Below are 25,839 nucleotides of genomic sequence, written 5' to 3'. Positions count from 1 at the left end.
TCGCGAAACTAACGAGTGAGAGGTCAGTGGATGCGGCGGTAGACGCCGGTGAGCACGTCGGCCCAGCCTTCCGCGTCCGGCGAGAACTGGATCTTCAACGCGTAGGAATCGTCGTCGATGATCTCGTAGACGTGGCGCGCATTGCCGCGGAGCGAGCCGCGCACCAGCGTCAGGGTCTTGCCGACCCACCCGCCCGAAGCGGGCGAGGGCGGCGTGTAGCCGAGCGAATCGTACCAGAACAATTTGTAGGTCCGGTCGTCACGATCGTAGGTGAAGATGCCGTGGGTGGCGAAGACCTGCTTGCCGTCGCGCATCTGAGCCGAGTCCTGGATCAGGTAGAACCCGTTCAGATCCATGCGCGCGACGACGCGCGAAGTGGCCGGCCCGCCTGCAGTCCAGCGCGACGGGAAGACCATCTCTTCGCCATTCCATTCGCCGGCGAACGCGGCGAGACGCGCGTGCTCGGCAAGCGGGGATGATGCGGCGAGATGGTCCTGGGCCATGGCCTTAGCCTCCCTTGACGGCCTTCACGATCTTCTGCGCGGCGTCGTCGAGATTGTCGGCCGGCACCACGTTCAGTCCGGATTCACGGATGATCTTCTTGCCGAGCTCGACATTGGTGCCTTCGAGGCGGACTACCAGCGGCACGCTCAGGCCGACTTCACGAACCGCAGCCGTGACGCCCTCGGCGATCACGTCGCACTTCATGATGCCGCCGAAGATGTTGACCAGGATGCCCTTCACGTTGGGATCCGCGGTGATGATCTTGAAGGCGGCCGCGACCTTCTCCTTGCTGGCGCTGCCGCCGACGTCGAGGAAGTTGGCCGGCGCCATGCCGTAGAGCTTGATGATGTCCATCGTCGCCATGGCGAGGCCGGCGCCGTTGACCATGCAGCCGATATTGCCGTCCAGCGTGACGTAGTTGAGGTCGTACTTCGACGCCTCGATCTCCTTGGCGTCTTCCTCGGTCTCGTCGCGCAGCGCGACCACCTCGGGATGACGAAACAGCGCGTTGTCGTCGAACGAGACCTTGGCGTCGAGCACGCGGAGCTGGCCCTGCTTGGTCACGACCAGCGGGTTGATCTCCAGCATCGACATGTCCTTGGCGACGAAGGCGGCGTAGAGCTGCGCAGTGAGTTTCTCGGCCTGCTTGGCGAGGTCGCCGGAGAGGTTCAGCGCCTTCGCAACCGTGCGGCCATGATGACCCATGACGCCGGTGGCGGGATCGACCGAGAAGGTCACGATCTTCTCGGGCGTGTTGTGCGCGACGTCCTCGATGTTGACGCCGCCCTCGGTCGAGACGACGAAGGAGACGCGCGAGGTCTCGCGGTCGACCAGGATCGAGAGATAGAACTCCTTGTCGATGTCGGAGCCGTCCTCGATGTAGAGGCGGTTGACCTGCTTGCCGGCCGGGCCCGTCTGCACGGTCACCAGCGTCGCACCCAGCATCTGCTTGGCGAATTCGGCGACTTCGGCGGCCGACTTGGCGATGCGGACGCCGCCCTTGTCGCCGGCAGAGGCTTCCTTGAACTTGCCCTTGCCGCGGCCGCCGGCATGGATCTGGCTCTTCACCACCCAGACCGGACCAGGGAGCGCCTTGGCGGCGGCTTCCGCGTCGGCGGGCTTGAGGACCGGGACGCCCTTGGAGATCGGCACGCCGAACTCACCCAGCAGCGCTTTGGCCTGATATTCATGGATATTCATATGGTCGCTCCCTGAACCCGCGGGCGGTGACCCCATGGGTCCACCTCAGTCTTGTGGCTGGCATACCATATACCACAGAAACTGCAACCCGGATTCTGTGACATCGAAATCTGGACTGCGCCGGAACCCGCCCAGCCTTAGACAAGTCAGTCAGCCGGGCTCCGGAAGTGAAACCGCCGAAGACCGGGTTTCGATCTTCGGCGGGGTATTGCTTGCGCCTTAGCGGCCGAGAAGATCGGGTGCGATCTTCTTGCAGGCGTCGACCAGGCCCTGCACCGCGCCGACCGACTTGTCGAAGGCCTCACGGTCCTTGCCGGCGAGTTCGATCTCGACCACGCGCTCGACACCCTTGGAGCCGATCACGACGGGCACGCCGACATACATGTCCTTCACGCTGTACTCGCCGTTGAGATAGGCGGCGCAGGGCAGCACGCGCTTCTTGTCCTTCAAATAGCTCTCGGCCATCGCGATCGCGGACGCGGCCGGGGCATAGAAGGCCGAGCCGGTCTTGAGCAGGTTGACGATCTCGGCGCCACCGTTGCGGGTACGGTCGACGATCTCGTCGAGGCGCGCCTGCGAGGTCCAGCCCATCTTGACGAGGTCGGGCAGCGGGATGCCGGCGACGGTGGAGTACTTCACCAGCGGCACCATGGTGTCGCCATGGCCGCCGAGCACGAAGGCGGTGACGTCCTCGACCGAGACGTTGAACTCGTCGGCCAGGAAGTAGCGGAAGCGGGCCGAATCCAGCACGCCGGCCATGCCGACGACCTTCTTGTGCGGCAGGCCGCTCGCCTTCTGCAGCGCCCAGACCATGGCGTCGAGCGGGTTGGTGATGCAGATGACGAAGGCGTCGGGCGCGTATTTCTTGATGCCGGCGCCGACCTGCTCCATGACCTTGAGGTTGATCGAGAGGAGGTCGTCACGGCTCATGCCGGGCTTGCGCGGCACGCCGGCGGTGACGATGCAGACCTTGGCGTTGTCGAGCGCCTCGTAGGAGTTCGCGCCGCTGTAGTGCGCGTCGAAGCCGTCGACCGGCGAGGACTGCGCGATGTCGAGCGCCTTGCCCTGCGGCACGCCCTCGGCGATGTCGAACATCACCACGTCGCCCAGCTCTTTCAGGCCGATGAGATGAGCCAGCGTTCCGCCGATCTGGCCGGAGCCAATCAAAGCAATCTTGTCGCGCGCCATGTGAACCTGTCCTTTAGACACGTAAGGAGGGGAAAACTGAGACGGGTGGTTATCCCTTTCGCCTCCCCCGTTCAAGTCGCCGAATGCCCAATTGTCGGGCTTGGCGCGATAGCAGCCATACAGGTCCGTCATTCCGGGGCGTGCGAAGCACGGGCCCGGAATCCATCGGGCGGCAGAGTTCGTGGCGCGATGGGTTCTCAGGTGCGCAATTGCGCACCAAAGCTCGCGACTTTCGTCGCGCCCCGGAATGACGGCGGAGATAGGACTTAAGTCTCCACCAGGCCCTTGGTAGAGCCGCTCGCGGTGGAATCCTTGCGGCCGTGAGGCAACGCCAGATAGGTTTCCGAGCTCATTTCGATCAGGCGCGAGGCGGTCCGCTTGAACTCCATGGCCTCGGTGCCCTCGGTAGCGAGGTAGAGCGAGATCGGATTGGCGTCGGCCGAGGCCATCAGCTTCACGGCATTGTCATAGAGCGCGTCGATCAGCGTGATGAATCGCTTGGCGGCGTTGCGCTGGGAGATGTCCATCACTGGAATATGGTCGACCAGGATGGTGTGATAGTCGTGCGCCAGCCTGAGATAGTCGGATGCGCCGAGCGGCTTCTCGCAGAGGTCGGCGAACGCGAACCGCGCCACGCCATGGGCCGAGCACGGCACGTGCAGGATGCGTCCCTTGATCGAGATGTCGCGCGAGCGGCCTTTGGCGCCGCCCGACATCCGCTTCCAGGCGCGGTCGAGCGCGGCGTCCGCATCGCCATCCGCCGGCGTCAGCCACATCGGCACGCCCTGAAGTTTCTCCAGCCGGAAGTCGGTGCGCGCGTCGAGCCGCGCGACGTCCATGTGGTCGGTGATCTGCTTGATGAAGGGCAGGAACAGCGAGCGATTCAGGCCGCCCTTGTAGAGATCCTCGGGCGCGACGTTGGAGGTCGCGACCACCACGGTGCCGAGCTCGAACAGCTTGGCGAACAGGCGTCCCAGGATCATCGCGTCCGCGATGTCGGTGACGTGGAATTCGTCGAAGCAGAGCAGCCAGCTCTCCTCGAAGATCGCGTTCGCGGTCAGCGCGATGACGTCGCCGTCGGCGATCTCGCCGCGCGCGATGCTCTGGCGATAGTCGTAGATGCGCTCGTGCACATCCGCCATGAACTCGTGGAAATGCGCGCGCCGCTTATGCTCGACGGCAGAGTGCTGAAAGAACAGATCCATCAGCATGGTCTTGCCGCGGCCGACCTCGCCATGGATGTAGAGCCCGCGCGGCGCCTCGTCCTTGTCATTGCTGCTGAACAGACGGGCGAGCAGGCCCTGCTTGCGCTGCGGCTTGTAAGTGGCGAGTCGCTGGTCGAGCGCCGTATAGGCCCCGGCGACCTCGGCCTGCGCGGCATCGGGCTCGATCGCGCCGGAGGCGATCTGGGCCTGGTAGGCTTCGCTGAAGGGGGAACCGGGGGTCGAGAGCATGGCCCTTTACCGCCAGAGACCGGCGGAAATTGCAAGCCGTGAATTGAGGTCAGGGGTATGCGCTTTCGTAGCCCGGACGCGCTGCAGCGGGCTTGCGCTGCTGCGCAGAGTCGGGACCCACCACTTTGTTCATCTCGGAGCGCTGGGCCCCGGCTCTACGGCCGGGGCGCGAGAGCGAGCTACGCACACAGCTCGTAGGCATCCTCGACGACATACGGACCGCCGCCGGTCGACGCCCGCGAGGAGAACAGCACGAAGCGCTCCGCCATGAATGCCTTGCTCGGGAAGTAGCCGCGCAGCGAGAGATACTCGGCAACGTCGCGGTCGGAGGCGTCGTGCAGCCGGGCCAGAGTGACGTGCGGGATGAATTTGCGTCCCTCCGGGTCGAGGCCGATCCGCTGCATCAACCGTTCGAGCTCGGCCTGCAACTCCATCAGCGGCTTGCTCGGCGCGATGGTGGCGACCACCGCGCGCGGCTTGCGGCCGCCGAAGCTGGTGAGCCCCTGCACCTTGACCTCGAACGGCTTGCGGTCGACGCGAAACAGCATCGAGGCGATCTCGTTGGCGGAAACGCCGTCGATGTCGCCGATGAAGCGCAAGGTGACGTGATAATTTTCGGGATCAATCCAGCGGGCGCCGGGGAGGCCACCCCTCAAGTTGGAAAGCGAGTGACTGATCTCGGCCGGAATTTCCAGACCCGTGAACAAACGCGGCATCGTTTCGCACTCCCGATGCTTGGGCATGATCCTTGGGAAAGACCATATCCAAATTTTAGAGCCGGTGACGAATCACCGGTACCCTGATTCCTATCGCAGTTGTGTGACTCTGCGAAGCATCGCGCGGGCCACCCCGGGAAAACCCTGGGAATTAGGGTTAGCGCTGCCTGCATTTCAACGCTGTTGCTCAGCTATCGTGCCAAGGAATGCCTCCACTGTGGGCAGGATGTTGGCGACGACGATGTCGATGCCGGCCGCAGTCGGATGAATGCCGTCGGCCTGATTGAGCTTGGCGTCGGCCGCAACGCCCTCGAGGAAGAACGGGTAGAAGGGCACATTCATCTTTTTCGCCAGATCCGGATAAATCGAATTGAAGCGCGCGGCATAGTCGGCGCCGTAATTCGGCGGCGCCAGCATGCCGCAGAGCATCACCGCGATGTTGCGCGCCTTGAGCCGCTGGACGATGTCGGTCAGCGCGGCGCGCGTCAGGTCGGGATCGATGCCGCGCAACGCGTCGTTGGCGCCGAGCTCGACGATGACGCCGTCAGTTCCATCGGGCACCGACCAATCGAGCCGGTCGCGGCCGCCGGAGGAGGTGTCGCCGGACACCCCCGCATTGATCATGTCGACCCCTATGCCTTTGGCTTGCAAGACTTTTTTGAGCTTTTGGGGAAACGCCTCCTGGGCCGGGAGGCCGAGGCCGGCGCTGAGGGAATCGCCGAGAACGACAAGCTTGATCGGCCTTGTCGCCTGTGCCCAAGCGGGGGGCGCGATCGTCATCAAAGCGAGCATCAACACGGCTATGTGCATGAACAATCCGTAACGCCTCTCGACCGCGCTGTCGGAGTTGCCATATGACCGGACCATGGATACTCGCATCGAACCCTCATCGCTCGCCGCTACCGCCGCGGACACCATCGCCATTTCCAACGTCAATCTCTCATTGGGCACGGGCGCGGCACGCGTTCACATCCTCAAGGATATCAGCATGCGGGTCGCCTCGGGCGAGACGATCGGCCTGATCGGCCCGTCAGGCTCGGGCAAATCCACGCTGCTGATGGTCATGGCGGGGCTGGAGCGTCCTGATAGCGGAGAGGTGGTGGTTTCAGGCACGCCTTTCAATGCCCTTGACGAGGACGCGCTGGCCCGCTTCCGCGGCCGCCAGGTCGGCATCGTCTTCCAGTCCTTCCATCTGATTCCGACCATGACGGCGTTGGAGAACGTCGCCGTGCCGCTTGAGCTTGCCGGCAATCCCGATGCTGCGCGGCGCGCGGCGCAGGAGCTGCAATCGGTTGGGCTCGGCGACCGCCAGCATCACTATCCGGCACAGCTCTCCGGCGGCGAGCAGCAGCGCGTTGCGCTCGCGCGCGCGCTGGCGCCGGATCCCGCGATCCTCGTCGCCGATGAGCCGACCGGCAATCTCGACGAGACAACCGGAAAACAGATCGTCGATCTCCTGTTCAGCAAGCACGCCGAGCGCGGCATGACCCTGGTGCTGGTCACGCACGATTCCTCGCTCGCGCATCGCTGCGATCGCGTCATCCGCCTGCGCTCGGGGCGCATCGACACGCAGTCTGCGCCGGCATGAGCGCGACCGTCGAACCGTTCGCGAAGCCCAATGGCATCGCGTTGTCGCTGCGCTACGCCCTGCGCGAATTGCGCGGGGGCCTCCGCGGCTTCTATGTCTTCATCGCCTGCATCGCGCTCGGCGTGATGGCGATCGCCGGCGTTGGCTCGGTGTCCGCGAGCCTGAGCGATGGTCTCGCGCGCGAGGGCCGCACGCTGCTCGGCGGCGACGTCTCCTTCGTGCTGTTCCAGCGCGAGGCCAAGCCTGAAGAGGTCGCCTTCCTGCGCTCGCGCGGCATGCTGTCGGCGGCGGCGACGTTGCGCGGCATGGCGCGCGCGGCTGACGGCAAGCTGGCGCTGGTCGAGATGAAGGCGGTCGACGACACCTATCCGATGCTGGGACGGCTGACGCTGGCGCCGCCCCTGCCGATGTCCGACCTGCTCGCCGAGCGTGACGGCGCGTTCGGCGCCGCTGCCGATCCGACGTTGCTGGCGCGGCTCTCGTTGAGGACCGGCGACCGCGTCACCATCGGCGCGGCGACCTTCCAGATCCGCTCTACGGTCGAAGCCGAGCCCGACAAGCTCGCCGGCGGCATCGGCTTCGGGCCACGCTTCCTGATCAGCGAGAGGGCCTTGCGCGCCACCGGCCTGATCCAGCCCGGCAGCCTGGTGCGCTGGGTCTACCGGGTCAAGCTGCCCGATACCGCAAACAACGAGCGCGCCACCGAAGCCTTCATCGCGGACGCCCGCAACGCCGCGCCGCAGGCCGGCTGGGAGATCCGCAGCCGCTCCAATGCCTCGCCGCAGCTCGAGCGCAACATCAACCGCTTCACGCAGTTCCTGACCCTGGTCGGCCTCGCGGCGCTGCTGGTCGGCGGCGTCGGCGTCGCCAATGCCGTGAAGAGCCATATCGACCGCCGGCTCGAGGTGATCGCGGCTCTCAAGGCCGTCGGCGCGACCGGGCGCGACGTCTTCGGCATCTATCTTGCGCAGGTCATTCTGCTCGCGGGCATCGGCTCGGTGATCGGCCTCGTGCTCGGCGCCGCGATGCCCTTCGCGATCGTTGGGCTGTTCGGCAAGCTGCTCCCGCTGCCGGTGGTGCCGGCGGTGCATGCCGACGAGCTCGCGCTGTCCTTCGTCTACGGCCTCTTGACCGCGCTGGCCTTCGGCCTGTGGCCGCTCGGCCGCGTGCACGACGTGCCGGTGGCCGCGCTGTTCCGCGACACCATCAGCTCGGAATGGCACCGGCCGCGCGCGGGCTATCTCCTGTTCATGGGGCTCGTGATCGCCCTGCTCATCGCGGTCGTGATCGGCCTCGCCTTCGACAAGCGCATCGCCGCGGTGTTCGTCGCGTCCTCGATCGTCGTGTTCGTTTTGCTGCGCGGCATCGCCGCCCTGCTGATGGCAGGCGCGCGGCGGCTGCCGCGGACGCGGCTGCCGATGCTGCGGCTGGCGATCGCCAACATCCATCGGCCGGGCGCGCTGACGCCCTCGGTCGTGCTGTCGCTGGGGCTCGGGCTGGCCGTGCTCGTCACCATCACCCAGATCGACGGCAATCTGCGCCGGCAGTTCCTCGCAGCTCTGCCCGATCAGGCGCCATCCTTTTTCTTCATCGACATCCCGAGCGCGCAAGCCGAGCAGTTCGACCTCTATCTGCGCCAGATCGCTCCCGGCGCGAAGGTCGAGGACGTGCCGATGCTGCGCGGGCGCATCGTCGCCGCGCGCGGCGTCCGCGCCGAGGAACTCAGGCCGACGACCGATTCCGAATGGGTGCTGCAGAGCGACCGCGGCCTGACCTACACCGGCGAGCTGCCGAAAGGTTCCAAGGTGGTCGAGGGCGAATGGTGGAGCGCCGACTATTCCGGGCCGCCGCTGGTCTCGATGGAGAAGAAGATCGCCGACGGGCTCGGCCTCAAGCTCGGCGACGAGATCGTGGTCAACGTGCTCGGCCGCGACATCCCGGCGAGAATCGGCAATCTGCGCACCATCGACTGGCAAGGGCTCGGCATCAACTTCGTCCTGGTCTTCTCGCCGAACGCCTTCAAAGGCGCCCCGCATACCCATATCGCAACGCTGACCGAGGCCGGCGGCAATGCCGCGGGCGACGGCAAGATCATCAAGCAGGTGGCCGACGCCTATCCGATGGTGACGAGCGTGCGCGTGCGCGAGGTGATGGAGACGGTCGGCTCCGTGGTGACCAACCTGGCGCTGGCGATCCGCGGCGCCAGTGCCGTCACCCTGATCTCGGCGATCCTGGTGCTGGGCGGGGCGCTCGCAGCCGGCCACCGCCACCGGGTCTACGATGCGGTGATCCTGAAGACCCTGGGCGCAACGCGGCTGCGGCTGCTCGGCGCCTATGCCCTCGAATACCTGCTGATCGGGCTCGCCACCGCGGTGTTCGGCGTGATCGCCGGCAGCATCGCGGCCTGGATGATCGTGACGCGGCTGATGACGCTCAGCTTCGTCTGGCAGGCCGGCAGCGCAGCCGGCGTGGTCGCGGCCGCGCTGGTCGTCACCGTCGGGCTCGGCCTCGCCGGCACGCTGCTGGCGCTGAACAAAAAGCCCGCGACGGTGTTGCGGAATTTGTGACAAAATGTAGCGGGTCGCCGCACGGGAGCGGAATTGCACGATTCCTGCTATTAACCACGACTGCTCGTCTGGATTGTGGGTGAGGGCGACATTCGGCCGCGCGTGGACGGTTGCAGCGAATGTGTTAGTTTCCCACATATCGAATGGGTTCGGAGTCCCGATTGTTAGCCAAAATTTAGTCGGCTGGCATCGGTATCCGAGATAGAATTTGACGAACCGGCGGCATGGCGACCCTCATGCCGGACCGGCCAACCAGCGGGATTTCGACCATGTCGGACCTAGACCGTAACTACGCTTCTCCTTTCGGCAGGGCCGCCGGGCGCGTTGACGCCGCGACGGTCGATGCCGGCCTGCGCGCCTACATGCTGCGCATCTACAACTACATGACCATTGGCCTGGCCATCACTGGCCTTGCCGCCCTCGGCGTCTACATGGCCGCCGTGACCGACGTTCCGACCCCGGAAGCGGTCCGCGTCGGCAAGCTGTTCCTGACGCCGTTCGGCTACGCCATGTTCGTCAGCCCCCTGAAGTGGCTGTTCATGCTCGCGCCGCTCGCGATGGTGTTCGTGATCTCGGCGGGCATCAACCGTCTCGCCCCCTCGACCGCCCAGATCCTGTTCTGGGTGTTCTCGGCGCTGATGGGCATCTCGCTGTCGTCGATCTTCCTGGTGTTCACGCACACCTCGATCGTGCGGGTGTTCTTCATCACCGCGGCGACCTTCGGTGCGCTGAGCCTCTACGGCTACACCACCAAGCGTGACCTGACCGGGATGGGTTCGTTCCTGTTCATGGGCCTGATCGGCATCGTCCTCGCCAGCCTGGTGAACCTGTTCCTGGCCAGCTCGATGCTGCAGTTCATCGTGTCGGTGGTCGGCGTGCTGGTGTTCTCGGGCCTCACCGCCTGGGACACCCAGCGGCTGAAGAACGACTACATCTACGGCTACGCCTCGGCCGGCGGTGACATCGCAGAGCGTGCGGCCATCACCGGCGCGCTGTCGCTGTACCTGAACTTCATCAACCTGTTCACGCTGCTGCTGCAGCTGCTCGGCCAGCGCGAGTAAGCGCAACGACGAGAGAGAACGGACACGAACCCCGGCCGAAAGGCCGGGGTTTTTGTTTGGGTCCGTGATCCCCTCCCCGTCATTGCGAGCGCAGCGAAGCAATCCAGAGTCCCTCCGCGGATGCATTTCTGGATTGCTTCGCTCCAATGACGGAGGTGGAAGCGGCGGAGCCCCTTCCGGCAGCCGCGGGAAGACTTTAATCTTGCCGCCATGTTCGCACCCGAAATCAGGCCCACCACAGAGGCCGACCTTCCCGCCATCACCGCCATCTACCAGCAGGCCGTCCGCGAGGGCACGGCGACGTTCGAGCTGGAGCCGCCCGACCTCGCCGAGATGACGCGTCGCTACCGCGCGCTGATCGACGGCGGCTATCCCTATCTCGTCGCCATGCTCGACGGCAGGATCGCCGGCTATGCCTATGCCGGCGCCTACCGGCCGCGGCCGGCCTATCGCTTCACGGTGGAGAACTCGATCTATCTCGATCCCTCCTTCCACCGCCGCGGTGTCGGCTCAAAGCTGCTGGAACGGCTGATCACTGAATGCGAGGCGCGCGGCTTCCGCCAGATGATCGCCGTGATCGGCGATTCCGCCAATGCCGGATCGATCGGCGTGCACACCAGGGCCGGCTTCAAGATGATCGGCACGCATCCCAGTGTCGGGCTGAAATTCGGCCGCTGGCTGGACACGGTGATGATGCAGCGCGACCTCGGCGAAGGCGCAAGCACGGTGCCGGAGAAGTAGGGCAGGTCGTCACACCACCGCCAGCTTCCGATCGATCACCAGCAACACCCGTTCCAGCTCGTGGCCGCGGCGCAGGATCAGCCCGGTCGCCGAGATCACGCTGTACATGCCCTGCTTGCGCGCAAGCCGCGGGTCCTTCTCGATGCGATAGATCGGTACTTCCGAGGCGCGGCGATAGACCGAGAACACGGCGCGGTCCTTCAGGAAGTCGATGGCGTAGTCGCGCCACTCGCCGTCGGCGACCATGCGGCCGTAGAGATTGAGGATCCGGTGCAGCTCGAGCCGGTTGAACGTCACCCGGTTCGGCTGCGCATTCGCAGCGGCGGGGCGCGCCGCCGCGCGCTGCTCGCTCGGATCGGCATCCTCCGACATCAGGCTCATGGGAAGCGCCTCCTCATCGCAAGACATGAACGCGTCGGCGAAGACCGTCCGCGGAGCCGCGCTCATGACAATTGCATGATTGCGCCAACCGTTCCGCGCCGCAAGGGGCTCAACCCATCGAATCGGCTGCGAGGCGGAACACACGCAAGGGTGGAACTCTGTCGCGGCAAACCGTCACGGGATCGTTAGCAGGAATCATAGTATCGCCGCTTTTCCGCCCACCGCCTGCCGCCCTGCACTGCGATAAAGAGTCCTGTGCGTTGACCCGGTCCTTTCGGTTCCGGATTCCTCAGCCCCCAGCCCCCCGGGGTCGAACAGGATCGGGTCTGTACGCACGGCAAGGAGGGCCAACGCAAGTTGGTCCTTTTTTGTTTGTGTCGGGATGTGTCCGGCACGTTGTCATTCCGGGGCACGCGAAGCGCGAACTTTGGTCCGCAATTGCGCACCTGAGAATCCCATCTACCATCACACAAGCTGAGAAATGGATTCCGGGTTCGCGCCAACAGGCGCGCCCCGGAACAGCAGAGTGCGGCGCTAGAAAATCAATGCAGCGACGTATAAGCCGCGCCCAGCATCGGGCCGGGCTTCTCCCGGCTGCCATCCTGGACATAGACCACCGCGCCGTCGACGCCATCGCGCGTGAGGTTCTCGATCGGCACCGACCAGCTTTCCGGACGGCCGGTCCAATCGCCGACCTTGAGCAGGTTGCGCACCACGTTGTGATAGGTGACCTGCTGTCCGCGATTCTCGCCGCGGGTGATCGCGATCGGCACCGACTTGGCGATCGAGCAGATCCAGACCTCGCCGTGCGAGACCGCAGGCTCCTTGCTTGCGGCCACCGAGACGTTGATGTGCTTGCCCGACAGAGACATCGTCACCGGCACGGTCATCACGCCACTGCCCTTGTCGGTCTTGCCGATCGCATTCTCGATGCCGGCGCGATCGCTGCCGATGACATGCGTGGAGCCGTTGACGACGGCCTGCGGCGTGTAGACCTCGCGATCGCCGCGCATGCGCGAATAGGCACGCTGCCGTGCCGAGAAGCGAGAGTCCGCCAGCGTGTCTTTCCAGCCGAGATAGTCCCAATAATCGATCGGCATGCTCAACGCGATGATCGACGGGTCTTTCGAGAGATCGCCGATAATCTGGTCGGCGGGCGGGCAGGACGAGCAGCCCTGCGAGGTAAACAATTCAACAACGGCGCGGGGATCAGCGTGAGCGGGACGCATGACGGCGATGATCGCGCAGATGCCGAAAGCTCCCGACCAGAGGGCACTGGACCAGCGCGAAATCAGATGAGAAGCCGTCATTGTCGTCATGTCGAACGCCGCACACCATTGCTCGTGGGAAGGGGAATCTTATCGCCGGATGGTCACCGTAGTCTTACGGGGCGCGGTACGTTCATCCGTCCAGGCAACCGTCCAAGGGACGGTCTTCCGCCGGGCGGGCCCATCTGAAGCGTACCGCAAACGCGCGAAGGCGGCCTTTGATAGGCCGCCTTCGTTTAGGCTTCTACTCACTTCGCAGTGAGCCATCGTTCACAAATCCGCGCTTACGCCGCGAGCTTGCGCAGCACGTAATGCAGGATGCCGCCGTTGCGGTAGTAGTCGAGCTCGTCCAGCGTATCGATGCGGCAGAGCAGCGAAACGCGCTGCAGCGAACCGTCGCCGGAGACGATCTCCGCGGTCAGCTTCTGGCGCGGCTTGAGGTCGCCGACGAGGCCGCGCAGCGTCACCTTCTCGTCGCCCTTCAGGCCCAGAGACGACCAGGAGGTGCCTTCCTCGAAAGTCAGCGGCAGCACGCCCATGCCGACCAGGTTGGAACGGTGGATGCGCTCGAAGCTCTGGCAGATCACGGCGCGCACGCCGAGCAGGCGCGTGCCCTTCGCGGCCCAGTCGCGCGAGGAGCCGTTGCCGTATTCGGCGCCGGCAAATACCACCAGCGGCACCTTCTCTTCCTGGTACTTCATCGCGGCGTCGTAGATCGACATCTGCTCGCCGTCGGGCCAGTGCTTGGTGAGGCCGCCTTCCGGAATGTTGCCGTCGGCGCCCTTCAGCATGAAGTTCTTGATGCGGATGTTGGCGAAGGTGCCGCGCATCATCACTTCATGGTTGCCGCGGCGCGTGCCGTACTGATTGAAGTCGGCCGGACGCACCTGGTGCTCGCTGAGATATTTGCCAGCGGGCGAGGTGAGCTTGATCGAGCCGGCCGGCGAGATATGGTCGGTGGTGATCTTGTCGCCGAACATGGCGAGGATGCGCGCCTCGACGATGTCGGTGACCGGCTCCGGCTCCTTCTGCATGCCTTCGAAATAGGGCGGGTTCTGCACATAGGTCGAAGACATGTTCCAGCGATAGGTCTCGCTCTCGACCGTCTTGATCTTGCGCCAGTTGGTGTCGCCCTTGAACACGTCGGCATACTTCTTCTTGAAGATCGACGCGGTCACGAACTTCTTCATGAAGGCGTTGATTTCCTTCGTCGTCGGCCAGATGTCCTTCAGATACACCGGCTTGCCGTCCTTGCCTTCGCCGAGCGGCTCGGTGGCGAGGTTCTTGGTGACGCTGCCGGCGAGCGCATAGGCGACGACCAGCGGCGGCGAAGCCAGATAGTTCGCCTGCACGTCCGGCGAGACGCGGCCCTCGAAGTTGCGGTTGCCTGAGAGCACGGCGGCCGCGACGATGCCGTTGTCGTTGATCGACTTCGAGATCTCCTCCGGCAGCGGACCGGAATTGCCGATGCAGGTGGTGCAGCCGAAGCCGACCAGGTTGAAGCCGACCTTGTCGAGATAGGGCTGGAGACCGGAATTGGCGAGATATTCCGCGACCACCTGGCTGCCGGGAGCGAGCGAGGTCTTCACCCACGGCTTGGCCTTGAGGCCCTTCGCAGCGGCGTTACGCGCGAGCAGGCCGGCACCGATCAAGACGCTCGGGTTCGAGGTGTTGGTGCAGGAGGTGATCGCGGCGATCACGACGTCGCCGTGACCGAGATCGAAGTTCTTGCCTTCGACGGCGAAGCGCTTCGCCGGCTCCTCGGCCTTCTTGTACTCGCTGGCGAGCGCGAGCGAGAAGCCGTCCGCGACGGTGGGCAGCGCGATGCGGCCTTCGGGCCGCTTCGGGCCGGCCAATGACGGCACGACGTCGCCGAGGTCGAGCGTCAGCGTTTCCGTGAACACCGGATCCGGCGACTTGGCGGTGCGGAACAGGCCCTGGGCCTTGGCATAGGCCTGGACCAGCGCGACGCGCGCGGAAGAGCGGCCGGAGGTCTTGAGATAGTCGAGCGCGGCGGCATCGACCGGGAAGAAGCCGCAGGTCGCGCCATATTCGGGCGCCATGTTGGCGATGGTGGCCTTGTCGGCGACCGAGAGGTGGTCAAGGCCCGGGCCAAAGAACTCGACGAACTTGCCGACCACGCCGAGCTTGCGCAGCATCTGCGTCACGGTCAGCACGAGGTCGGTCGCGGTGACGCCTTCCTTCAGCGAACCCTTCAGCTTGAAGCCGACGACGTTGGGCAGCAGCATCGACAGCGGCTGGCCGAGCATGCAGGCTTCCGCCTCGATGCCGCCGACGCCCCAGCCGAGCACGGCGAGACCGTTGACCATGGTGGTGTGCGAATCAGTGCCGACGAGCGAGTCGGGATAGGCGACCTCGAAGGTGCCGGTCTTCCTTCCGACCGTCATCTTCTCCTTCTTGGTCCAGACCGTCTGAGCCAGATATTCGAGGTTGACCTGGTGGCAGATGCCGGTGCCGGGCGGCACGACGGAGAAGTTCGAGAACGCCTTCTGGCCCCATTTCAGGAACTCGTAGCGCTCCTGGTTCTGCTTGTATTCCTCGGTGACGTTCTTGCCGAAGGCCTTGTTGTCGCCGAAGAAGTTCACGATCACGGAGTGGTCGATGACCAGATCGACCGGAACCAGCGGATTGATCTTCTCTGCGTCGCCGCCGAGCTTCTGCATCGCGTTGCGCATCGCGGCGAGGTCGACCACCGCGGGCACGCCGGTGAAGTCCTGCATCAGGACGCGCGCGGGGCGGAAGGCGATCTCATGCTCCAGCGACTTCTTGCGCAGCCATTTCGATACCGCGACGATGTCCTCCTTCTTGACCGAGCGGCCGTCCTCGTTGCGCAGCAGGTTCTCGAGCAGGACCTTCATCGAATAGGGAAGTTTCGAAATTCCCTTCAGACCATTCTTCTCGGCCGTGGGCAGGCTGTAATACACATAGGTCTTGGCGCCGACCTTGAGGGTCTTTTTGCATTTGAAGCTGTCGAGCGAGGTCATGTAGGAGATCCCAATTGTTAGCTATACCCGGCAGGGTATTTTAACACCGTCAGCGTATCAGGCTGGGCCGCTTGCAGGGGCAGGTTGAGTTGCTGCATCAAGTAGTTCCGGGCTTATAGAAGCTTTCTAACGGCGCCGCCACAGCCACAATCGTGCCGCAGCAATCCGCGAGCCAAAAATTCCCATGCGCTACCCCAAGTTTTCCTGAGGCCTGGCTTTGAGCGGGTTGAAACGAGGCGAGATGCGGCTTTCCGGTCATGGGCTCAGATGCGTGCGGGGCGGACGCGAGGTGTTCGCCGGCCTCGGTTTCACGGCCGCCTCGGGCGAAGCCGTCGCGGTGATGGGTCGCAACGGCTCGGGCAAGACGTCGCTGCTGCGGCTGATTGCGGGCCTGCTCGTTCCCGCCGGCGGAACGATCGAACTGGACGGGGGCGATGCCGAGCTGACGGTGCCGGAGCAGTGCCACTATCTCGGCCATCGCGATGCCCTGAAGCCGGCCCTTACCGTGGCCGAAAACCTGTCATTCTGGGCCGCTTTCCTGGGCGGCGAGCGCGGCGACGCCGCCGCGACCCTCGCCACCGTCGGCCTCGACCACGCCACCCATCTGCCTGCCGGATTCCTGTCGGCCGGCCAGCGCCGCCGGCTCTCGCTGGCCCGCCTGCTGACGGTCCGCCGGCCGGTCTGGCTGCTGGACGAGCCGACCAACGCGCTTGATGTGGCCGGCCAGGACATGTTCGGCGGCCTGATGCGCGATCATCTCGCCGGCGGTGGCATGATCATCGCGGCGACCCACGCCCCGCTCGGGATCGAAGCGCGGGAGCTGCGGATCGGGGGTGTGGCGTGATTTCGATGCACCCTCAGCTTTCCGAATGCCCAAGCTCCGCTCTCTCCGTTCCCTCCCCCCTTGTGGGGGAGGGTCAGGGAGGGGGGTGCCACACGACGCGCTCTCTCGATTCTTGCGTTGGAAAAGTGGGCGTTCTGTTGCTGGAAGATAGCCCTGAGCAAGCACCTCGCCCGGGGCTACCCCTCTCCCCCGCCCTCCCCCACAAGGGGGGAGGGAGCGCAGTTTGCCGAAGGCGGGAGCTGGGCTCACAAGACGACTTCACTGGCCAAAGGGCCACCCCATGACCGCCCTTGCCGCCCTCATCCGCCGGGACATCAGGATCGCGCTACGCGTCGGCGGCGGGGCGCTGATCGGGGTCTTGTTCTTCCTGACCGTGGTGGTGCTGATGCCGTTCGCGGTCGGGCCGGATCTGGCGCTGCTGTCGCGGCTCGGGCCGGCGATCCTGTGGCTCGGCGCGCTCTTGGCGAGCCTGCTCACCCTGGACCGGCTGTTCATGGCCGACCACGAGGACGGCTCGCTCGACCTGATCACGATGAGCCGGACGCCGCTGGAACTCGCCTGTGCCGCCAAGGCGCTGGCGCATTGGCTGGCCGCCGGCCTGCCGCTGATTGTCGCAACCCCCGTGCTCGGCCTGCTGCTCAACCTCGACATGGTTGCAACCGGCGCGGTGGCGCTGACGCTGCTGGCGGGCACGCCGGCGTTGACCTTCACCGGCATGATCGGCGCGGCGCTGGCGGTGACGCTGCATCGCGGCGGGCTGTTGATGGCCGTGCTGGTGCTGCCGCTGTCGATTCCAGTGCTGATTTTCGGGGTTGCGGCCTCGCAGGCGGTGATCGTCGGGCCGATGACCTTCGGCGCGCCGTTTTCGATTCTCTGCGCGCTGTCGCTGGTCAGCCTCGTGATCGGCCCGTTCGCGGCCGCAGCAAGCCTGCGGCATGGCCTCGACTGAGATGGGCTCGACGGACCTTGACCCCGATCAACTTTCGCGACGGGCTTTCGTGCTGATTGCCTGAGCGGCCCCCGGTGATTATCAGGATACCATGACGCTGATCGACCTCGCCAACCCCACGCGGTTCCTCGCGCTGACAGCGCGGGTGTTGCCGTGGCTCGCGGCCGCGACCGTCATCCTGCTCGCGATCGGCCTCTACCAGTCGGCCTACGCGCCCGACGACTACCAGCAGGGCGCGACCGTGAAGATCATGTTCATCCACGTACCCAATGCCTGGCTGTCGATGTTCGTCTGGGGCGTGATGAGCATCGCATCATTGGGCACGCTGGTGTGGCGGCATCCGCTTGCCGACGTCGCCGCCAAAGCGGCAGCTCCGATCGGCGCCAGTTTCACCTTCCTCGCGCTGCTCACGGGCTCGCTGTGGGGCCGGCCGATGTGGGGCACCTATTGGGAATGGGATGCGCGGCTGACCTCGGTGCTGATTCTGTTCCTGATGTATCTCGGCCTGATGGCGCTGTGGCGCGCGGTGGACGATCCCTCGCGCGCGGCGCGCGCCGCGGCGGTGCTGACCCTGGTCGGCGCCATCAACCTGCCGATCATCAAGTTCTCGGTCGACTGGTGGAACACGCTGCACCAGCCGGCCTCGGTGATGCGCATGGGCGGCTCGGCCCTCGACAAGTCGTTCCTGATTCCGCTGCTGGTGATGGCGATCGCATTCACGCTGCTGTTCGTCACGCTGCACCTGGCTGCGATGCGCAACGAAATCCTGCGCCGCCGCGTCCGCTCGCTGCAGATGATGCAGGCGAGCCGCATAGCGTTCTCGAGCGACGTGGCCGCCGGCTCGCGTCAAGAAAACGCGTCAAAAGAAGTGGGGGCCGCATGACGATGTCGCTTGGTCCCTACGCGTCCTTCATCGTGATGTCGTATGCGGCCGCCGCCCTCGTGGTCGCAATTCTCATCGGCTGGGTCATGCTCGACTATCGCAGCCAGACGCAGCGCCTGCGCGAGCTTGAGGACCGCGGCATCACCCGCCGCTCGGGCCGCAGCGCGACGGAGCAGCGATGAGCGACCAGTCCACCTCCGCTCCCCCGCAGCGCCGCACCTTCCTGATGGTGCTGCCGCTGATCGCCTTCATCGGACTTGCGCTGCTGTTCTGGTTCCGGCTCGGCAGCGGCGATCCTTCGCGGATTCCCTCGGCGCTGATCGGTCGGCCGGCGCCGCAGACGGCGCTGCCGCCGCTGGAGGGATTGCAGGACAACGGCAGCCAGGTGCCGGGGCTCGATCCCGCCGCGTTCAAGGGCAAGGTCAGCCTCGTCAATGTCTGGGCGTCCTGGTGCGTGCCGTGCCATGACGAGGCGCCGCTCCTGACCGAGCTCGCCAAGGACAAGCGCTTCCAGCTGGTCGGCATCAACTACAAGGACGCCTCCGACAACGCGCGCCGCTTCCTCGGCCGCTACGGCAATCCGTTCGGCCGCGTCGGCGTCGACGCGAACGGCCGCGCCTCGATCGAATGGGGCGTCTATGGCGTGCCGGAAACCTTCGTCGTCGGGCGCGAGGGCACCATCGTCTACAAGCTGGTGGGGCCGCTCACGCCGGATAATCTGCGGACGGTGTTGATGCCGCAGATGGAGAAGGCGTTGAAGGCAGGAAGCTGACGCCGCGCTCGTGCCCCGGACGCAGCGCAGCGCTTCTTCGAGCGGTGCGCTGCAGAGCCGGGGCCCATGCCACCACGACTGCGCTGCTGGAGCGAGCCTGGGTCCCGGCTCGCGCTTCGCGCGTCCGGGACACGAGACCGTCACCCCTTGCTCACATCCCCCGCTTCCGCCTCGCTGGTCTCCAGCGATACCGGCGCGAGGTGGTAGCGCCTGGTCAGCGGCATCTGGGCGATGGCGAAGATCATCGTGATGGGCGTCACGCCGAACACCTTGAAGTTCACCCAGAAGTCGGTGCTCTGGGTGCGCCAGACGATCTCGTTCAGCACCGCCATGCCGGCGAAGAACAGCGCCCAGCGCAGGGTGAGGATCCGCCAGCCCTGCGGCGTCAGATTGAACACCTGGTCGAACATCACGGCGATGAAGGACCGGCCGAACAGCAGGCCGCCGCCGAGGATCGCGGCGAACAGGCCGTAGATGATGGTCGGCTTGACCTTGATGAAGGTCTCGTCGTGCAGCACCAGGGTCAGCGTGCCGAACACCAGCACGACCACGCCGGTCACGATCGCCATGATCGGGATGTGGCGCGTCACCACATAGGAGGCGACCATCGCTGCCACGATCGCGACCATGAAGGCTCCGGTCGCGGCGAACAGATTGAACTTCGCATTCACGAAGAAGAACACGAGCAGCGGACCGAGCTCGGTCGCGAGCTTGAACAGTGGATGCGGCTGGGTCTTGTCCATTCTCTCTTCCGTCTCTCCCATCCTTCGAGACGACCGCTTCGCGGTCTCCTCAGGATGAGGACCTCATGTGGCACGACCTCATCCCGAGGAGCCGCGCAAGCGGCGTCTCGAAGGATGACGCTATTCGATTCCGGCGATCGCGCGGGCGAAGTCGCGCGCGGTGAACGGCGCGAGATCGTCGACGCCTTCGCCGACGCCGATGAAATGCACCGGCAGTTTGAATTTCTCCGCGAGCGCCACCAGGATGCCGCCGCGCGCGGTGCCGTCGAGCTTGGTCATCACAAGGCCGGTGACGCCTGCGGTGCGATGGAAGGCCTCGACCTGCGACAGCGCGTTCTGGCCGACGGTGGCGTCCAGCACCAGCAGGACCGCATGCGGCGCGGTGGCGTCCACCTTGCGGATGACGCGCACGACCTTTTCGAGCTCGTTCATCAGCTCGGCCTTGTTTTGAAGGCGGCCGGCGGTGTCGATCAGGAGCACGTCGATGTTCTGCTCCTTCGCCGCCGTCAGCGCGCTGAAGGCGAGGCTTGCCGAATCCGAGCCCTGCGCACCTGATATGACGGGCGTCTTCGTCCGCTCACCCCAGACCTTGAGCTGCTCGATCGCCGCTGCGCGAAACGTGTCGCCGGCGGCCAGCATCACCTTGCGGCCCTCGGACGCGAATTTCTGCGAGAGCTTTCCGATCGTGGTGGTCTTGCCCGAGCCGTTGACGCCGACGACGAGAATGACGAACGGCTTCCTTGCCGTGTCGATCTCGAGTGGCTTCGCCACCGGCGCCAGCACCTTCTCGACCTCTGTCGCGACGACGTCCTTCACTTCGTCGGCCGAGATCGCCTTGTCATAGCGCCCGGCGCCGACGGCGTCCGCGATCCGGACCGCGACCGAGGTGCCGAGATCGGCGCGCAAGAGCACGTCCTCGATGTCGTCGAGCATGGCGCGGTCGAGCTTGCGCTTGATGACGAGGTCGGCGACCGCGGTCCCGAGCGAGGACGACGTGCGCTTCAGCCCGTTGGACAGGCGGCGCCACCAGCTCAGTTTGGGGGTGTCGGAGGTGGTATCGTTCATGGTGGCGTGTTAGCCGTTCCGGCCTGTAAACGAAAGTCTTGACCGAAAGTCGTTATCCTTGCTCGATGTTCCCGAATTGACCGCTGAGGAGATTTTGTCGCGCGTGCTCCATCGCGACGGGCTGATGCTGGTCATCGACAAGCCGGCCGGCCTGCCGGTGCATCGCGGCCCCAAGGGCGGCGCGAACCTGGAAGCCTCGTTCGACGCGCTCCGCTTCGGCCTGCCGCGGCCGCCGGTGCTGGCCCACCGGCTCGACAAGGACACCTCCGGCTGCCTCGTGCTCGGACGCCATCGCAAGGCGACCGCATCGCTGGGCCTGCTGTTCAAGCACGGCAAGATCGGCAAGACCTACTGGACCGTGGTCGAGGGCGGGCCCACTGAGGACGAAGGCACGATCGACATGCCGCTCGGCCGGCTCAATGCCGAGCGCGGCTGGTGGCAGAAGCCGGACCCTGAGGGGCAGAAGGCCGTCACCAATTGGAAGGTGATGGGCCGGGGCGAGGGCGTGACCTGGCTCGCCATGGAACCCGTCACCGGCCGGACCCATCAATTGCGGGTACACTCGGCCGCGACCGGCTGGCCGATCTTCGGCGATAACATTTACGGCAACGGCCCGCGCTTCGGCGAGCCGCGCCTGCACCTGCATTCCCGCGAGATCGTGGTGCCGATCTCCCGGAACAAGGAGCCGGTCCGCGTCGTGGCGCCGGCCCCGCCGCATATGCACGAAAAGCTCAGGGCTTGCGGGTGGAATGGGGCATAGGTGCCAGCCGGGTTTGGGTTACACAAATCGCGCCACGAGCTCTCTCACCTCTCCCGCTTGGGGGAGAGGTCGGCGCGGAGCGCCGGGTGGGGGCTTTCTCCGCTTGGGGATTATCGCATCCGTGGCAGCGGTCGACCTGTTCTCGCCGGTGCATGGTTTACCAAACCTTCAGCGCTCCTCTCTAATGATAGCGGTTGCTTAGAATAAGCTTCCGTTAACCGCTCGGGACGAGCAGCGCGTGATGTCGAAGGCCCAGCAATCGATCATCGAGGAGGTCGAATCCGCGATTCTGGCAGGCTCGCCGGAAAAGGGGCTGGAGACGGCCCGGCGCGTCACCGACCTGTTCCTGTCTTCCGCCGGCAGCTTTGACGACGAGCAGATCGCCCTGTTCGACGACGTGCTCGAGCGCCTGATCGGCACGATCGAGCTGCGCGCCATCGCCGACATGGGCGCACGCGTCGCACTCGCCGAGATCAGCGCACAGCTCGCGCCGATCGCGCAGGCGCCGCCGTCCGTGATCCGCCGCCTCGCCAACAATGACGAAATCCGGATCGCCGGTCCCGTGCTGCAGGAATCCGCGCGGCTCGATGACGGTGAGCTGGTGAAGATCGTCTCCAGCAAGGACGAGCCGCATCTGCTCGCGTTCGCCGGACGCTGGTGGCTGAAGGAGATCGTCACCGACGCGCTGCTGGCGCGCCGCTATCCGAGGGTCAGCCGGCGGCTCGCCGCCAATCCCGGCGCGCGCCTCTCCGGAGGCGGATTTGCCATCATCGTCGGGCAGGCCGAGAGCGATCCGGAGCTCGCGGTGAGCGTCGGCGTTCGCATCGATCTGCCATCGGATCTGCGCTACCAATTGCTGCGCTCGGCGACGGATGCCGTGCGCACCCGCCTGTTGTCGCGCGCGCCGCCGCATCTGTTCGAGGAAATCCAGAGCGCGATCGCAGCCGTCACGGTCGGCGTCGAGCGCGAGATGTCCGGTGTCCGTGATTTCGAAGGCGCCAAGCGCGCCATCGCCGGTCTCAAGGCGACCGGCCAGCTTGATGAGGCGGCGCTGTCCGGCTTCGCCAGACAGCGGCGCTATGAGGAGACCGTGGCGAGCCTTGCGGCTTTGTCCGGGTCGACGGTCGACGTGATTCGCCCACTGATGCAGAGCTTGCGCGAGGACGGTCTGCTGGTGCCCTGCAAGGCCGCGCAGCTCAGCTGGGAGACGACGGCCGCCGTGCTCGAAAGCCGCTTTGCGACGGGCGCGATGAAGCCGGCCGATCTCGCCAGGGCGCAGGATCATTTTGCGAGAATGACGACGGAGGACGCGCGGCGCACGCTGCGGTTCTGGCAGGTGCGGGCGTCGTAGGAGCGCGCGTTCTAGTCACGGCGTATCCACACCCTCGGTGTCGTCCCTGCGCACGCAGGGACCCATAGCCACAGGGAGAAGTTTGGCGACGGCTGTCAGCTGCCCTGCTTCGCTGGGACGAGCACCGCATGCAACCGACAAATCACGCGGTATGGGTCCCTGCGTGCGCAGGGACGACATTGACGATAGAGCGCGGCGCAACTTATCGCAGCCCGACTATGTAGTCAGCCGCTCGCCATCGCTACCGGCAATCGTCAGCCGCACCACGCTGCCCACCCGCTCGCCTGCAATCGCCACCGGCAGATAATGCTCCGTGCGGCCCTGCCCCTCGCTCTCGATCAGCACATCGCGCGTTGCGCCGACCTCGGCCTGCAGCCGCTTCCGCAGTGCGGCTTCACCGGCCGCACGCAACCGCTTCGCGCGTTCCTTGATGACCGGTCCCGCAACCTGCGGCATTCGCGCGGCCGGCGTGCCGGGACGCGGGGAATAGGGAAAGACGTGGAGGAAGGTCAGACCGCACTCCTCGACGATGTCGAGCGAATGCGAGAACATCTCCTCCGTCTCGGTCGGAAAGCCTGCGATGATGTCGGCGCCGAAGGCGACGTCCGGGCGCAGGCGGCGGACCTGCTCGCAGAACGCGATCGCGTCATTGCGCGAATGCCGCCGCTTCATGCGCTTCAGGATCATGTCGTCGCCTGATTGCAGCGACAGATGCAGATGCGGCATCAGCCGCGAATCGCCGGCGATGGCATCGAGCAGATCGTCATCCGCCTCGATCGAATCGATCGAGGAGATGCGCAGGCGCTTCAACTCCGGCACGTGCCGCAAGATCTGCCTGGTCAGCATGCCGAGCTTCGGCGCGCCCGGCAGGTCGGTGCCGTAGCTGGTGAGGTCGACGCCGGTCAGCACGATCTCGGCATGGCCGCGTTCGACCAGCGCGCGCACCTGCCCGACCACCGCGCCCATCGGCACCGAGCGCGAATTGCCGCGGCCAAACGGGATGATGCAGAAGGTGCAGCGATGATCGCAGCCGTTCTGCACCTGCACGAACACCCGCGGCAGACCGCTCGCATAGCCGTCGACGAGATGCGGCGCCATCTCCTTCACCGTCATGATGTCGCTGACGGCGATCTTCTCGCTGGCGCCGACGTCGAATGCCGCGTGCGTCTCGCGCCACGCTTCACCGCGCATCTTGTCGTCATTGCCGACGACACGGTCGACCTCGGCCATGTCGGCGAACATCGCAGCTTGCGTCTGCGCGGCACAGCCGGTGACGACGATGCGCGCACCGGGCCGGTCGCGCTTCAATTTGCGGATCGACTGGCGCGCCTGCGCCACCGCCTCGTTGGTGACGGCGCAGCTGTTGATGACGATGGTGTCGGAAAGGCCAGCGTCCTCAGCTTTGCTGCGGATCACCTCGGCCTCGAACGCATTGAGGCGGCAGCCGAAGGTGACGACCTCGACGCCCATCACGTGGCCGGCGCAAACAGCGCCGGATCGAAGGTGCCCTCATATTCGAAGGTCGCCGTGCCGGTCATCAGCACGTGATCGTCGCGCTCGCGCCATTCGATGCCGAGCTTGCCGCCGGGCAGCGTGATCTCGACCTTGCGCTCCGCGCGCTTCAGCCGCGCCGCCGCGACCGCCGTCGCGCAGGCCGCCGATCCGCAGGCCCTGGTCAGGCCCGCACCGCGTTCCCAGGTGCGGATCGTGATGTGCTCGCGATCGACGACGTGGGCGAGCGTGATGTTGGCGCGTTGCGGAAAAATCGGATGGTTTTCCAAGAGCGGACCGAAGCGGCCGAGATCATAGGCGTTGACGTCCTCGACCCAGAACACCGCATGCGGATTGCCCATGCTCACCACGGAGGGCGAATGCAGGATCGGATTGTCGATCGGCCCGATCTGCAACTCGATGTAGCGGGTGTCGCGAAACTCTTCCGCCAGTGGGATGTCCTGCCAGCCGAATTTTGGTACGCCCATATCCACGGTGTAGAGGTCGGCCGCTGGACCCTGCCAGGCATTGAGCAGGCCGGCGGCCGTCTCGAAGGTCGCGGTGGTCTGCCCGGTCTTCTCGAAGATGCGGCGCACGACGCAGCGCATGCCGTTGCCACAGGCCCCGGCCTCCGAGCCGTCATGATTGTAGATGCGGATGAAGGCCTCGGTGCCGTCCAGCCGCGGCTTCTGCAGCACCATGAGCTGGTCATAGGCGATGCCGCCTTGCGCAGACGCCACCGCCCGTGCATCGTCCGGCGTCACCCGGCCCGCGGAATCGCGCATGTCGACAACGACGATCTCGTTGCCGATGCCGTTCATCTTGGCAAATGCGTGGTTGGCCAGCGCGCTCATGAAAATTCCCGAATTTCGCCCGCCTTATATGGCGATCCTTGCCGGCTTGGCCAGTGATTTGCGGCCGCGGACCGGGACATAGGCCAAGGTGCCTGCCATGACGCATCTGTCATGGGACGAATTCGGCGGTCGCGTGTTAGAACGGCGCGGTTCGCGCGAACCGGGACGCGCGGCCAGGTTGAGGCCTTGGTGGGTAAGGCCTTGATGAATTTGGGCTTGGCGAATCCAGGCCTTGGGGAGAATAGAATGACCAGTTTTCGTCGTCTCGCTCTGGCCGCGCTGATCCCGGCAGCGGCCATGTCGATCGGCCTGTCCGGGGCTCCGGCACAGACACCCAGCCCGGCACCGGCCGCGTCGGCAAGCCCTGCGCCGGCGCCGTCGGCAGCACCTGCCCCAGCCGCAAGCGCTTCGCCAGCCCCGGCGGCAAGCCCGGCGCCGGCGGCCAGCGCTTCAC

General features: G+C 65.6%; 24 protein-coding genes and 1 pseudogene. 12 read left to right on the top strand and 13 right to left on the bottom strand.

Annotated elements, in window-relative coordinates; genetic code table 11:
• Positions 1-23: 23 nt before the first annotated feature.
• The 6 genes from EHH60_RS33385 to EHH60_RS33360 form a co-directional block, all read right to left on the bottom strand.
• A complete protein-coding gene (locus EHH60_RS33385; protein ID WP_124163538.1) occupies positions 24-503 on the bottom strand; it encodes a DUF1579 family protein in 480 nt (159 codons plus the stop codon).
• 4 nt (positions 504-507) lie between these two features.
• Positions 508-1,704, bottom strand: a complete 1,197-nt coding sequence (sucC, locus tag EHH60_RS33380) for an ADP-forming succinate--CoA ligase subunit beta (protein ID WP_124163537.1) — start codon at positions 1,702-1,704, stop codon at positions 508-510.
• A gap of 219 nt (positions 1,705-1,923) precedes the next feature.
• Entirely contained in the window at positions 1,924-2,892 is a 969-nt protein-coding gene (gene mdh / locus EHH60_RS33375) for a malate dehydrogenase (RefSeq protein ID WP_028177733.1), read from the bottom strand.
• Positions 2,893-3,158: 266 nt separating this feature from the next.
• Positions 3,159-4,346 (bottom strand): cell division protein ZapE, encoded by a 1,188-nt coding sequence (gene zapE / locus EHH60_RS33370; protein ID WP_124163536.1) that lies wholly within the window; start codon positions 4,344-4,346, stop codon positions 3,159-3,161.
• A 179-nt stretch (positions 4,347-4,525) separates the two neighbouring features.
• Entirely contained in the window at positions 4,526-5,062 is a 537-nt protein-coding gene (gene thpR, locus EHH60_RS33365; protein ID WP_124163535.1) for an RNA 2',3'-cyclic phosphodiesterase, read from the bottom strand.
• A gap of 174 nt (positions 5,063-5,236) precedes the next feature.
• Positions 5,237-5,872, bottom strand: coding sequence for an arylesterase (locus tag EHH60_RS33360; protein WP_199752363.1), 636 nt, complete (start codon positions 5,870-5,872; stop codon positions 5,237-5,239).
• 55 nt (positions 5,873-5,927) lie between these two features.
• On the opposite strand from EHH60_RS33360, the gene EHH60_RS33355 reads away from it, so the two are divergent.
• From EHH60_RS33355 to EHH60_RS33340, 4 genes are all read left to right on the top strand, one after another.
• The gene (locus EHH60_RS33355) at positions 5,928-6,650 is read left to right on the top strand and encodes an ABC transporter ATP-binding protein (RefSeq protein WP_124163533.1); all 723 of its coding nucleotides are present in this window, start codon (positions 5,928-5,930) and stop codon (positions 6,648-6,650) included.
• Complete coding sequence (locus EHH60_RS33350; RefSeq protein ID WP_124163532.1) at positions 6,647-9,217, top strand: ABC transporter permease; 2,571 nt, start codon at positions 6,647-6,649, stop codon at positions 9,215-9,217. Before EHH60_RS33355 ends, EHH60_RS33350 begins: the two co-directional genes overlap by 4 nt.
• A gap of 269 nt (positions 9,218-9,486) precedes the next feature.
• Positions 9,487-10,278, top strand: a complete 792-nt coding sequence (locus EHH60_RS33345) for a Bax inhibitor-1/YccA family protein (protein ID WP_199752351.1) — start codon at positions 9,487-9,489, stop codon at positions 10,276-10,278.
• Between the two features lie 210 nt (positions 10,279-10,488).
• Complete coding sequence (locus tag EHH60_RS33340) at positions 10,489-11,019, top strand: GNAT family N-acetyltransferase (protein WP_124163530.1); 531 nt, start codon at positions 10,489-10,491, stop codon at positions 11,017-11,019.
• A 9-nt stretch (positions 11,020-11,028) separates the two neighbouring features.
• On the opposite strand, the gene EHH60_RS33335 is transcribed toward EHH60_RS33340, so the two are convergent.
• The 3 genes from EHH60_RS33335 to acnA all read right to left on the bottom strand — a co-directional run bounded on the left by EHH60_RS33335 (position 11,029) and on the right by acnA (position 15,673).
• Entirely contained in the window at positions 11,029-11,400 is a 372-nt protein-coding gene (locus tag EHH60_RS33335) for a DUF2794 domain-containing protein (protein ID WP_028177741.1), read from the bottom strand.
• Positions 11,401-11,942: 542 nt separating this feature from the next.
• On the bottom strand, positions 11,943-12,719 hold the full coding sequence (locus tag EHH60_RS33330; protein WP_124163529.1) for a DUF1223 domain-containing protein: 777 nt from the start codon (positions 12,717-12,719) through the stop codon (positions 11,943-11,945).
• Between the two features lie 233 nt (positions 12,720-12,952).
• Entirely contained in the window at positions 12,953-15,673 is a 2,721-nt protein-coding gene (acnA, locus tag EHH60_RS33325) for an aconitate hydratase AcnA (protein ID WP_124163528.1), read from the bottom strand.
• A gap of 241 nt (positions 15,674-15,914) precedes the next feature.
• On the opposite strand from acnA, the gene ccmA reads away from it, so the two are divergent.
• From ccmA to EHH60_RS33300, 5 genes are all read left to right on the top strand, one after another.
• Positions 15,915-16,517: a heme ABC exporter ATP-binding protein CcmA gene (ccmA, locus tag EHH60_RS33320; RefSeq protein ID WP_124163527.1), complete on the top strand. Its 603-nt coding sequence runs from the start codon at positions 15,915-15,917 to the stop codon at positions 16,515-16,517.
• A gap of 280 nt (positions 16,518-16,797) precedes the next feature.
• A complete protein-coding gene (gene ccmB / locus EHH60_RS33315; RefSeq protein WP_028133288.1) occupies positions 16,798-17,466 on the top strand; it encodes a heme exporter protein CcmB in 669 nt (222 codons plus the stop codon).
• 91 nt (positions 17,467-17,557) lie between these two features.
• Complete coding sequence (locus tag EHH60_RS33310) at positions 17,558-18,349, top strand: heme ABC transporter permease (protein ID WP_124163526.1); 792 nt, start codon at positions 17,558-17,560, stop codon at positions 18,347-18,349.
• A complete protein-coding gene (gene ccmD, locus EHH60_RS33305) occupies positions 18,346-18,531 on the top strand; it encodes a heme exporter protein CcmD (protein WP_124163525.1) in 186 nt (61 codons plus the stop codon). Before EHH60_RS33310 ends, ccmD begins: the two co-directional genes overlap by 4 nt.
• Positions 18,528-19,121, top strand: a complete 594-nt coding sequence (locus EHH60_RS33300; RefSeq protein WP_124163524.1) for a DsbE family thiol:disulfide interchange protein — start codon at positions 18,528-18,530, stop codon at positions 19,119-19,121. Before ccmD ends, EHH60_RS33300 begins: the two co-directional genes overlap by 4 nt.
• Positions 19,122-19,261: 140 nt before the next feature.
• Here the strand turns inward: EHH60_RS33300 and EHH60_RS33295 are convergent, their stop codons facing one another.
• Together EHH60_RS33295 and ftsY are read right to left on the bottom strand one after the other, a co-directional pair.
• Positions 19,262-19,864 carry a septation protein A gene (locus tag EHH60_RS33295; protein WP_124163523.1) on the bottom strand — a complete coding sequence of 201 codons (603 nt, stop codon included), beginning with the start codon at positions 19,862-19,864 and terminating at the stop codon, positions 19,262-19,264.
• 120 nt (positions 19,865-19,984) lie between these two features.
• Entirely contained in the window at positions 19,985-20,929 is a 945-nt protein-coding gene (gene ftsY, locus EHH60_RS33290; RefSeq protein WP_124163522.1) for a signal recognition particle-docking protein FtsY, read from the bottom strand.
• Positions 20,930-20,987: 58 nt separating this feature from the next.
• Here ftsY and EHH60_RS33285 point away from each other — a divergent pair, with 58 nt between their 5' ends.
• A complete protein-coding gene (locus EHH60_RS33285) occupies positions 20,988-21,689 on the top strand; it encodes an RluA family pseudouridine synthase (protein WP_199752349.1) in 702 nt (233 codons plus the stop codon).
• 241 nt (positions 21,690-21,930) lie between these two features.
• Entirely contained in the window at positions 21,931-23,040 is a 1,110-nt protein-coding gene (locus tag EHH60_RS33280; protein WP_124163520.1) for a DUF2336 domain-containing protein, read from the top strand.
• Between the two features lie 216 nt (positions 23,041-23,256).
• Here the strand turns inward: EHH60_RS33280 and mtaB are convergent, their stop codons facing one another.
• Positions 23,257-24,510 carry a tRNA (N(6)-L-threonylcarbamoyladenosine(37)-C(2))-methylthiotransferase MtaB gene (mtaB, locus tag EHH60_RS33275; RefSeq protein ID WP_124163519.1) on the bottom strand — a complete coding sequence of 418 codons (1,254 nt, stop codon included), beginning with the start codon at positions 24,508-24,510 and terminating at the stop codon, positions 23,257-23,259.
• Positions 24,510-25,385, bottom strand: coding sequence for a diaminopimelate epimerase (dapF, locus tag EHH60_RS33270; protein WP_124163518.1), 876 nt, complete (start codon positions 25,383-25,385; stop codon positions 24,510-24,512). The genes mtaB and dapF overlap by 1 nt, the downstream gene beginning before the upstream one ends.
• A gap of 246 nt (positions 25,386-25,631) precedes the next feature.
• Here dapF and EHH60_RS37890 point away from each other — a divergent pair.
• Positions 25,632-25,839: pseudogene (locus EHH60_RS37890) on the top strand (GyrI-like domain-containing protein); the annotation flags it as partial.

Origin of the sequence: Bradyrhizobium sp. RP6 (genome assembly GCF_003837805.1) — a bacterium.
Taxonomy (GTDB): Bacteria; Pseudomonadota; Alphaproteobacteria; order Rhizobiales; family Xanthobacteraceae; genus Bradyrhizobium.
This window is presented reverse-complemented; position numbering and strand designations above follow the sequence as displayed.

Coding starts and splice junctions, on each gene's coding strand:
- EHH60_RS33385 (WP_124163538.1), bottom strand. CDS start 503: ATGGCCCAGGACCATCTCGCCGCATCATCCCCGCTTGCCGAGCACGCG.
- sucC (WP_124163537.1), bottom strand. CDS start 1,704: ATGAATATCCATGAATATCAGGCCAAAGCGCTGCTGGGTGAGTTCGGC.
- mdh (WP_028177733.1), bottom strand. CDS start 2,892: ATGGCGCGCGACAAGATTGCTTTGATTGGCTCCGGCCAGATCGGCGGA.
- zapE (WP_124163536.1), bottom strand. CDS start 4,346: ATGCTCTCGACCCCCGGTTCCCCCTTCAGCGAAGCCTACCAGGCCCAG.
- thpR (WP_124163535.1), bottom strand. CDS start 5,062: ATGCCGCGTTTGTTCACGGGTCTGGAAATTCCGGCCGAGATCAGTCAC.
- EHH60_RS33360 (WP_199752363.1), bottom strand. CDS start 5,872: ATGCACATAGCCGTGTTGATGCTCGCTTTGATGACGATCGCGCCCCCC.
- EHH60_RS33355 (WP_124163533.1), top strand. CDS start 5,928: ATGGATACTCGCATCGAACCCTCATCGCTCGCCGCTACCGCCGCGGAC.
- EHH60_RS33350 (WP_124163532.1), top strand. CDS start 6,647: ATGAGCGCGACCGTCGAACCGTTCGCGAAGCCCAATGGCATCGCGTTG.
- EHH60_RS33345 (WP_199752351.1), top strand. CDS start 9,487: ATGTCGGACCTAGACCGTAACTACGCTTCTCCTTTCGGCAGGGCCGCC.
- EHH60_RS33340 (WP_124163530.1), top strand. CDS start 10,489: ATGTTCGCACCCGAAATCAGGCCCACCACAGAGGCCGACCTTCCCGCC.
- EHH60_RS33335 (WP_028177741.1), bottom strand. CDS start 11,400: ATGAGCCTGATGTCGGAGGATGCCGATCCGAGCGAGCAGCGCGCGGCG.
- EHH60_RS33330 (WP_124163529.1), bottom strand. CDS start 12,719: ATGACGACAATGACGGCTTCTCATCTGATTTCGCGCTGGTCCAGTGCC.
- acnA (WP_124163528.1), bottom strand. CDS start 15,673: ATGACCTCGCTCGACAGCTTCAAATGCAAAAAGACCCTCAAGGTCGGC.
- ccmA (WP_124163527.1), top strand. CDS start 15,915: ATGCGGCTTTCCGGTCATGGGCTCAGATGCGTGCGGGGCGGACGCGAG.
- ccmB (WP_028133288.1), top strand. CDS start 16,798: ATGACCGCCCTTGCCGCCCTCATCCGCCGGGACATCAGGATCGCGCTA.
- EHH60_RS33310 (WP_124163526.1), top strand. CDS start 17,558: ATGACGCTGATCGACCTCGCCAACCCCACGCGGTTCCTCGCGCTGACA.
- ccmD (WP_124163525.1), top strand. CDS start 18,346: ATGACGATGTCGCTTGGTCCCTACGCGTCCTTCATCGTGATGTCGTAT.
- EHH60_RS33300 (WP_124163524.1), top strand. CDS start 18,528: ATGAGCGACCAGTCCACCTCCGCTCCCCCGCAGCGCCGCACCTTCCTG.
- EHH60_RS33295 (WP_124163523.1), bottom strand. CDS start 19,864: ATGGACAAGACCCAGCCGCATCCACTGTTCAAGCTCGCGACCGAGCTC.
- ftsY (WP_124163522.1), bottom strand. CDS start 20,929: ATGAACGATACCACCTCCGACACCCCCAAACTGAGCTGGTGGCGCCGC.
- EHH60_RS33280 (WP_124163520.1), top strand. CDS start 21,931: ATGTCGAAGGCCCAGCAATCGATCATCGAGGAGGTCGAATCCGCGATT.
- mtaB (WP_124163519.1), bottom strand. CDS start 24,510: ATGGGCGTCGAGGTCGTCACCTTCGGCTGCCGCCTCAATGCGTTCGAG.
- dapF (WP_124163518.1), bottom strand. CDS start 25,385: ATGAGCGCGCTGGCCAACCACGCATTTGCCAAGATGAACGGCATCGGC.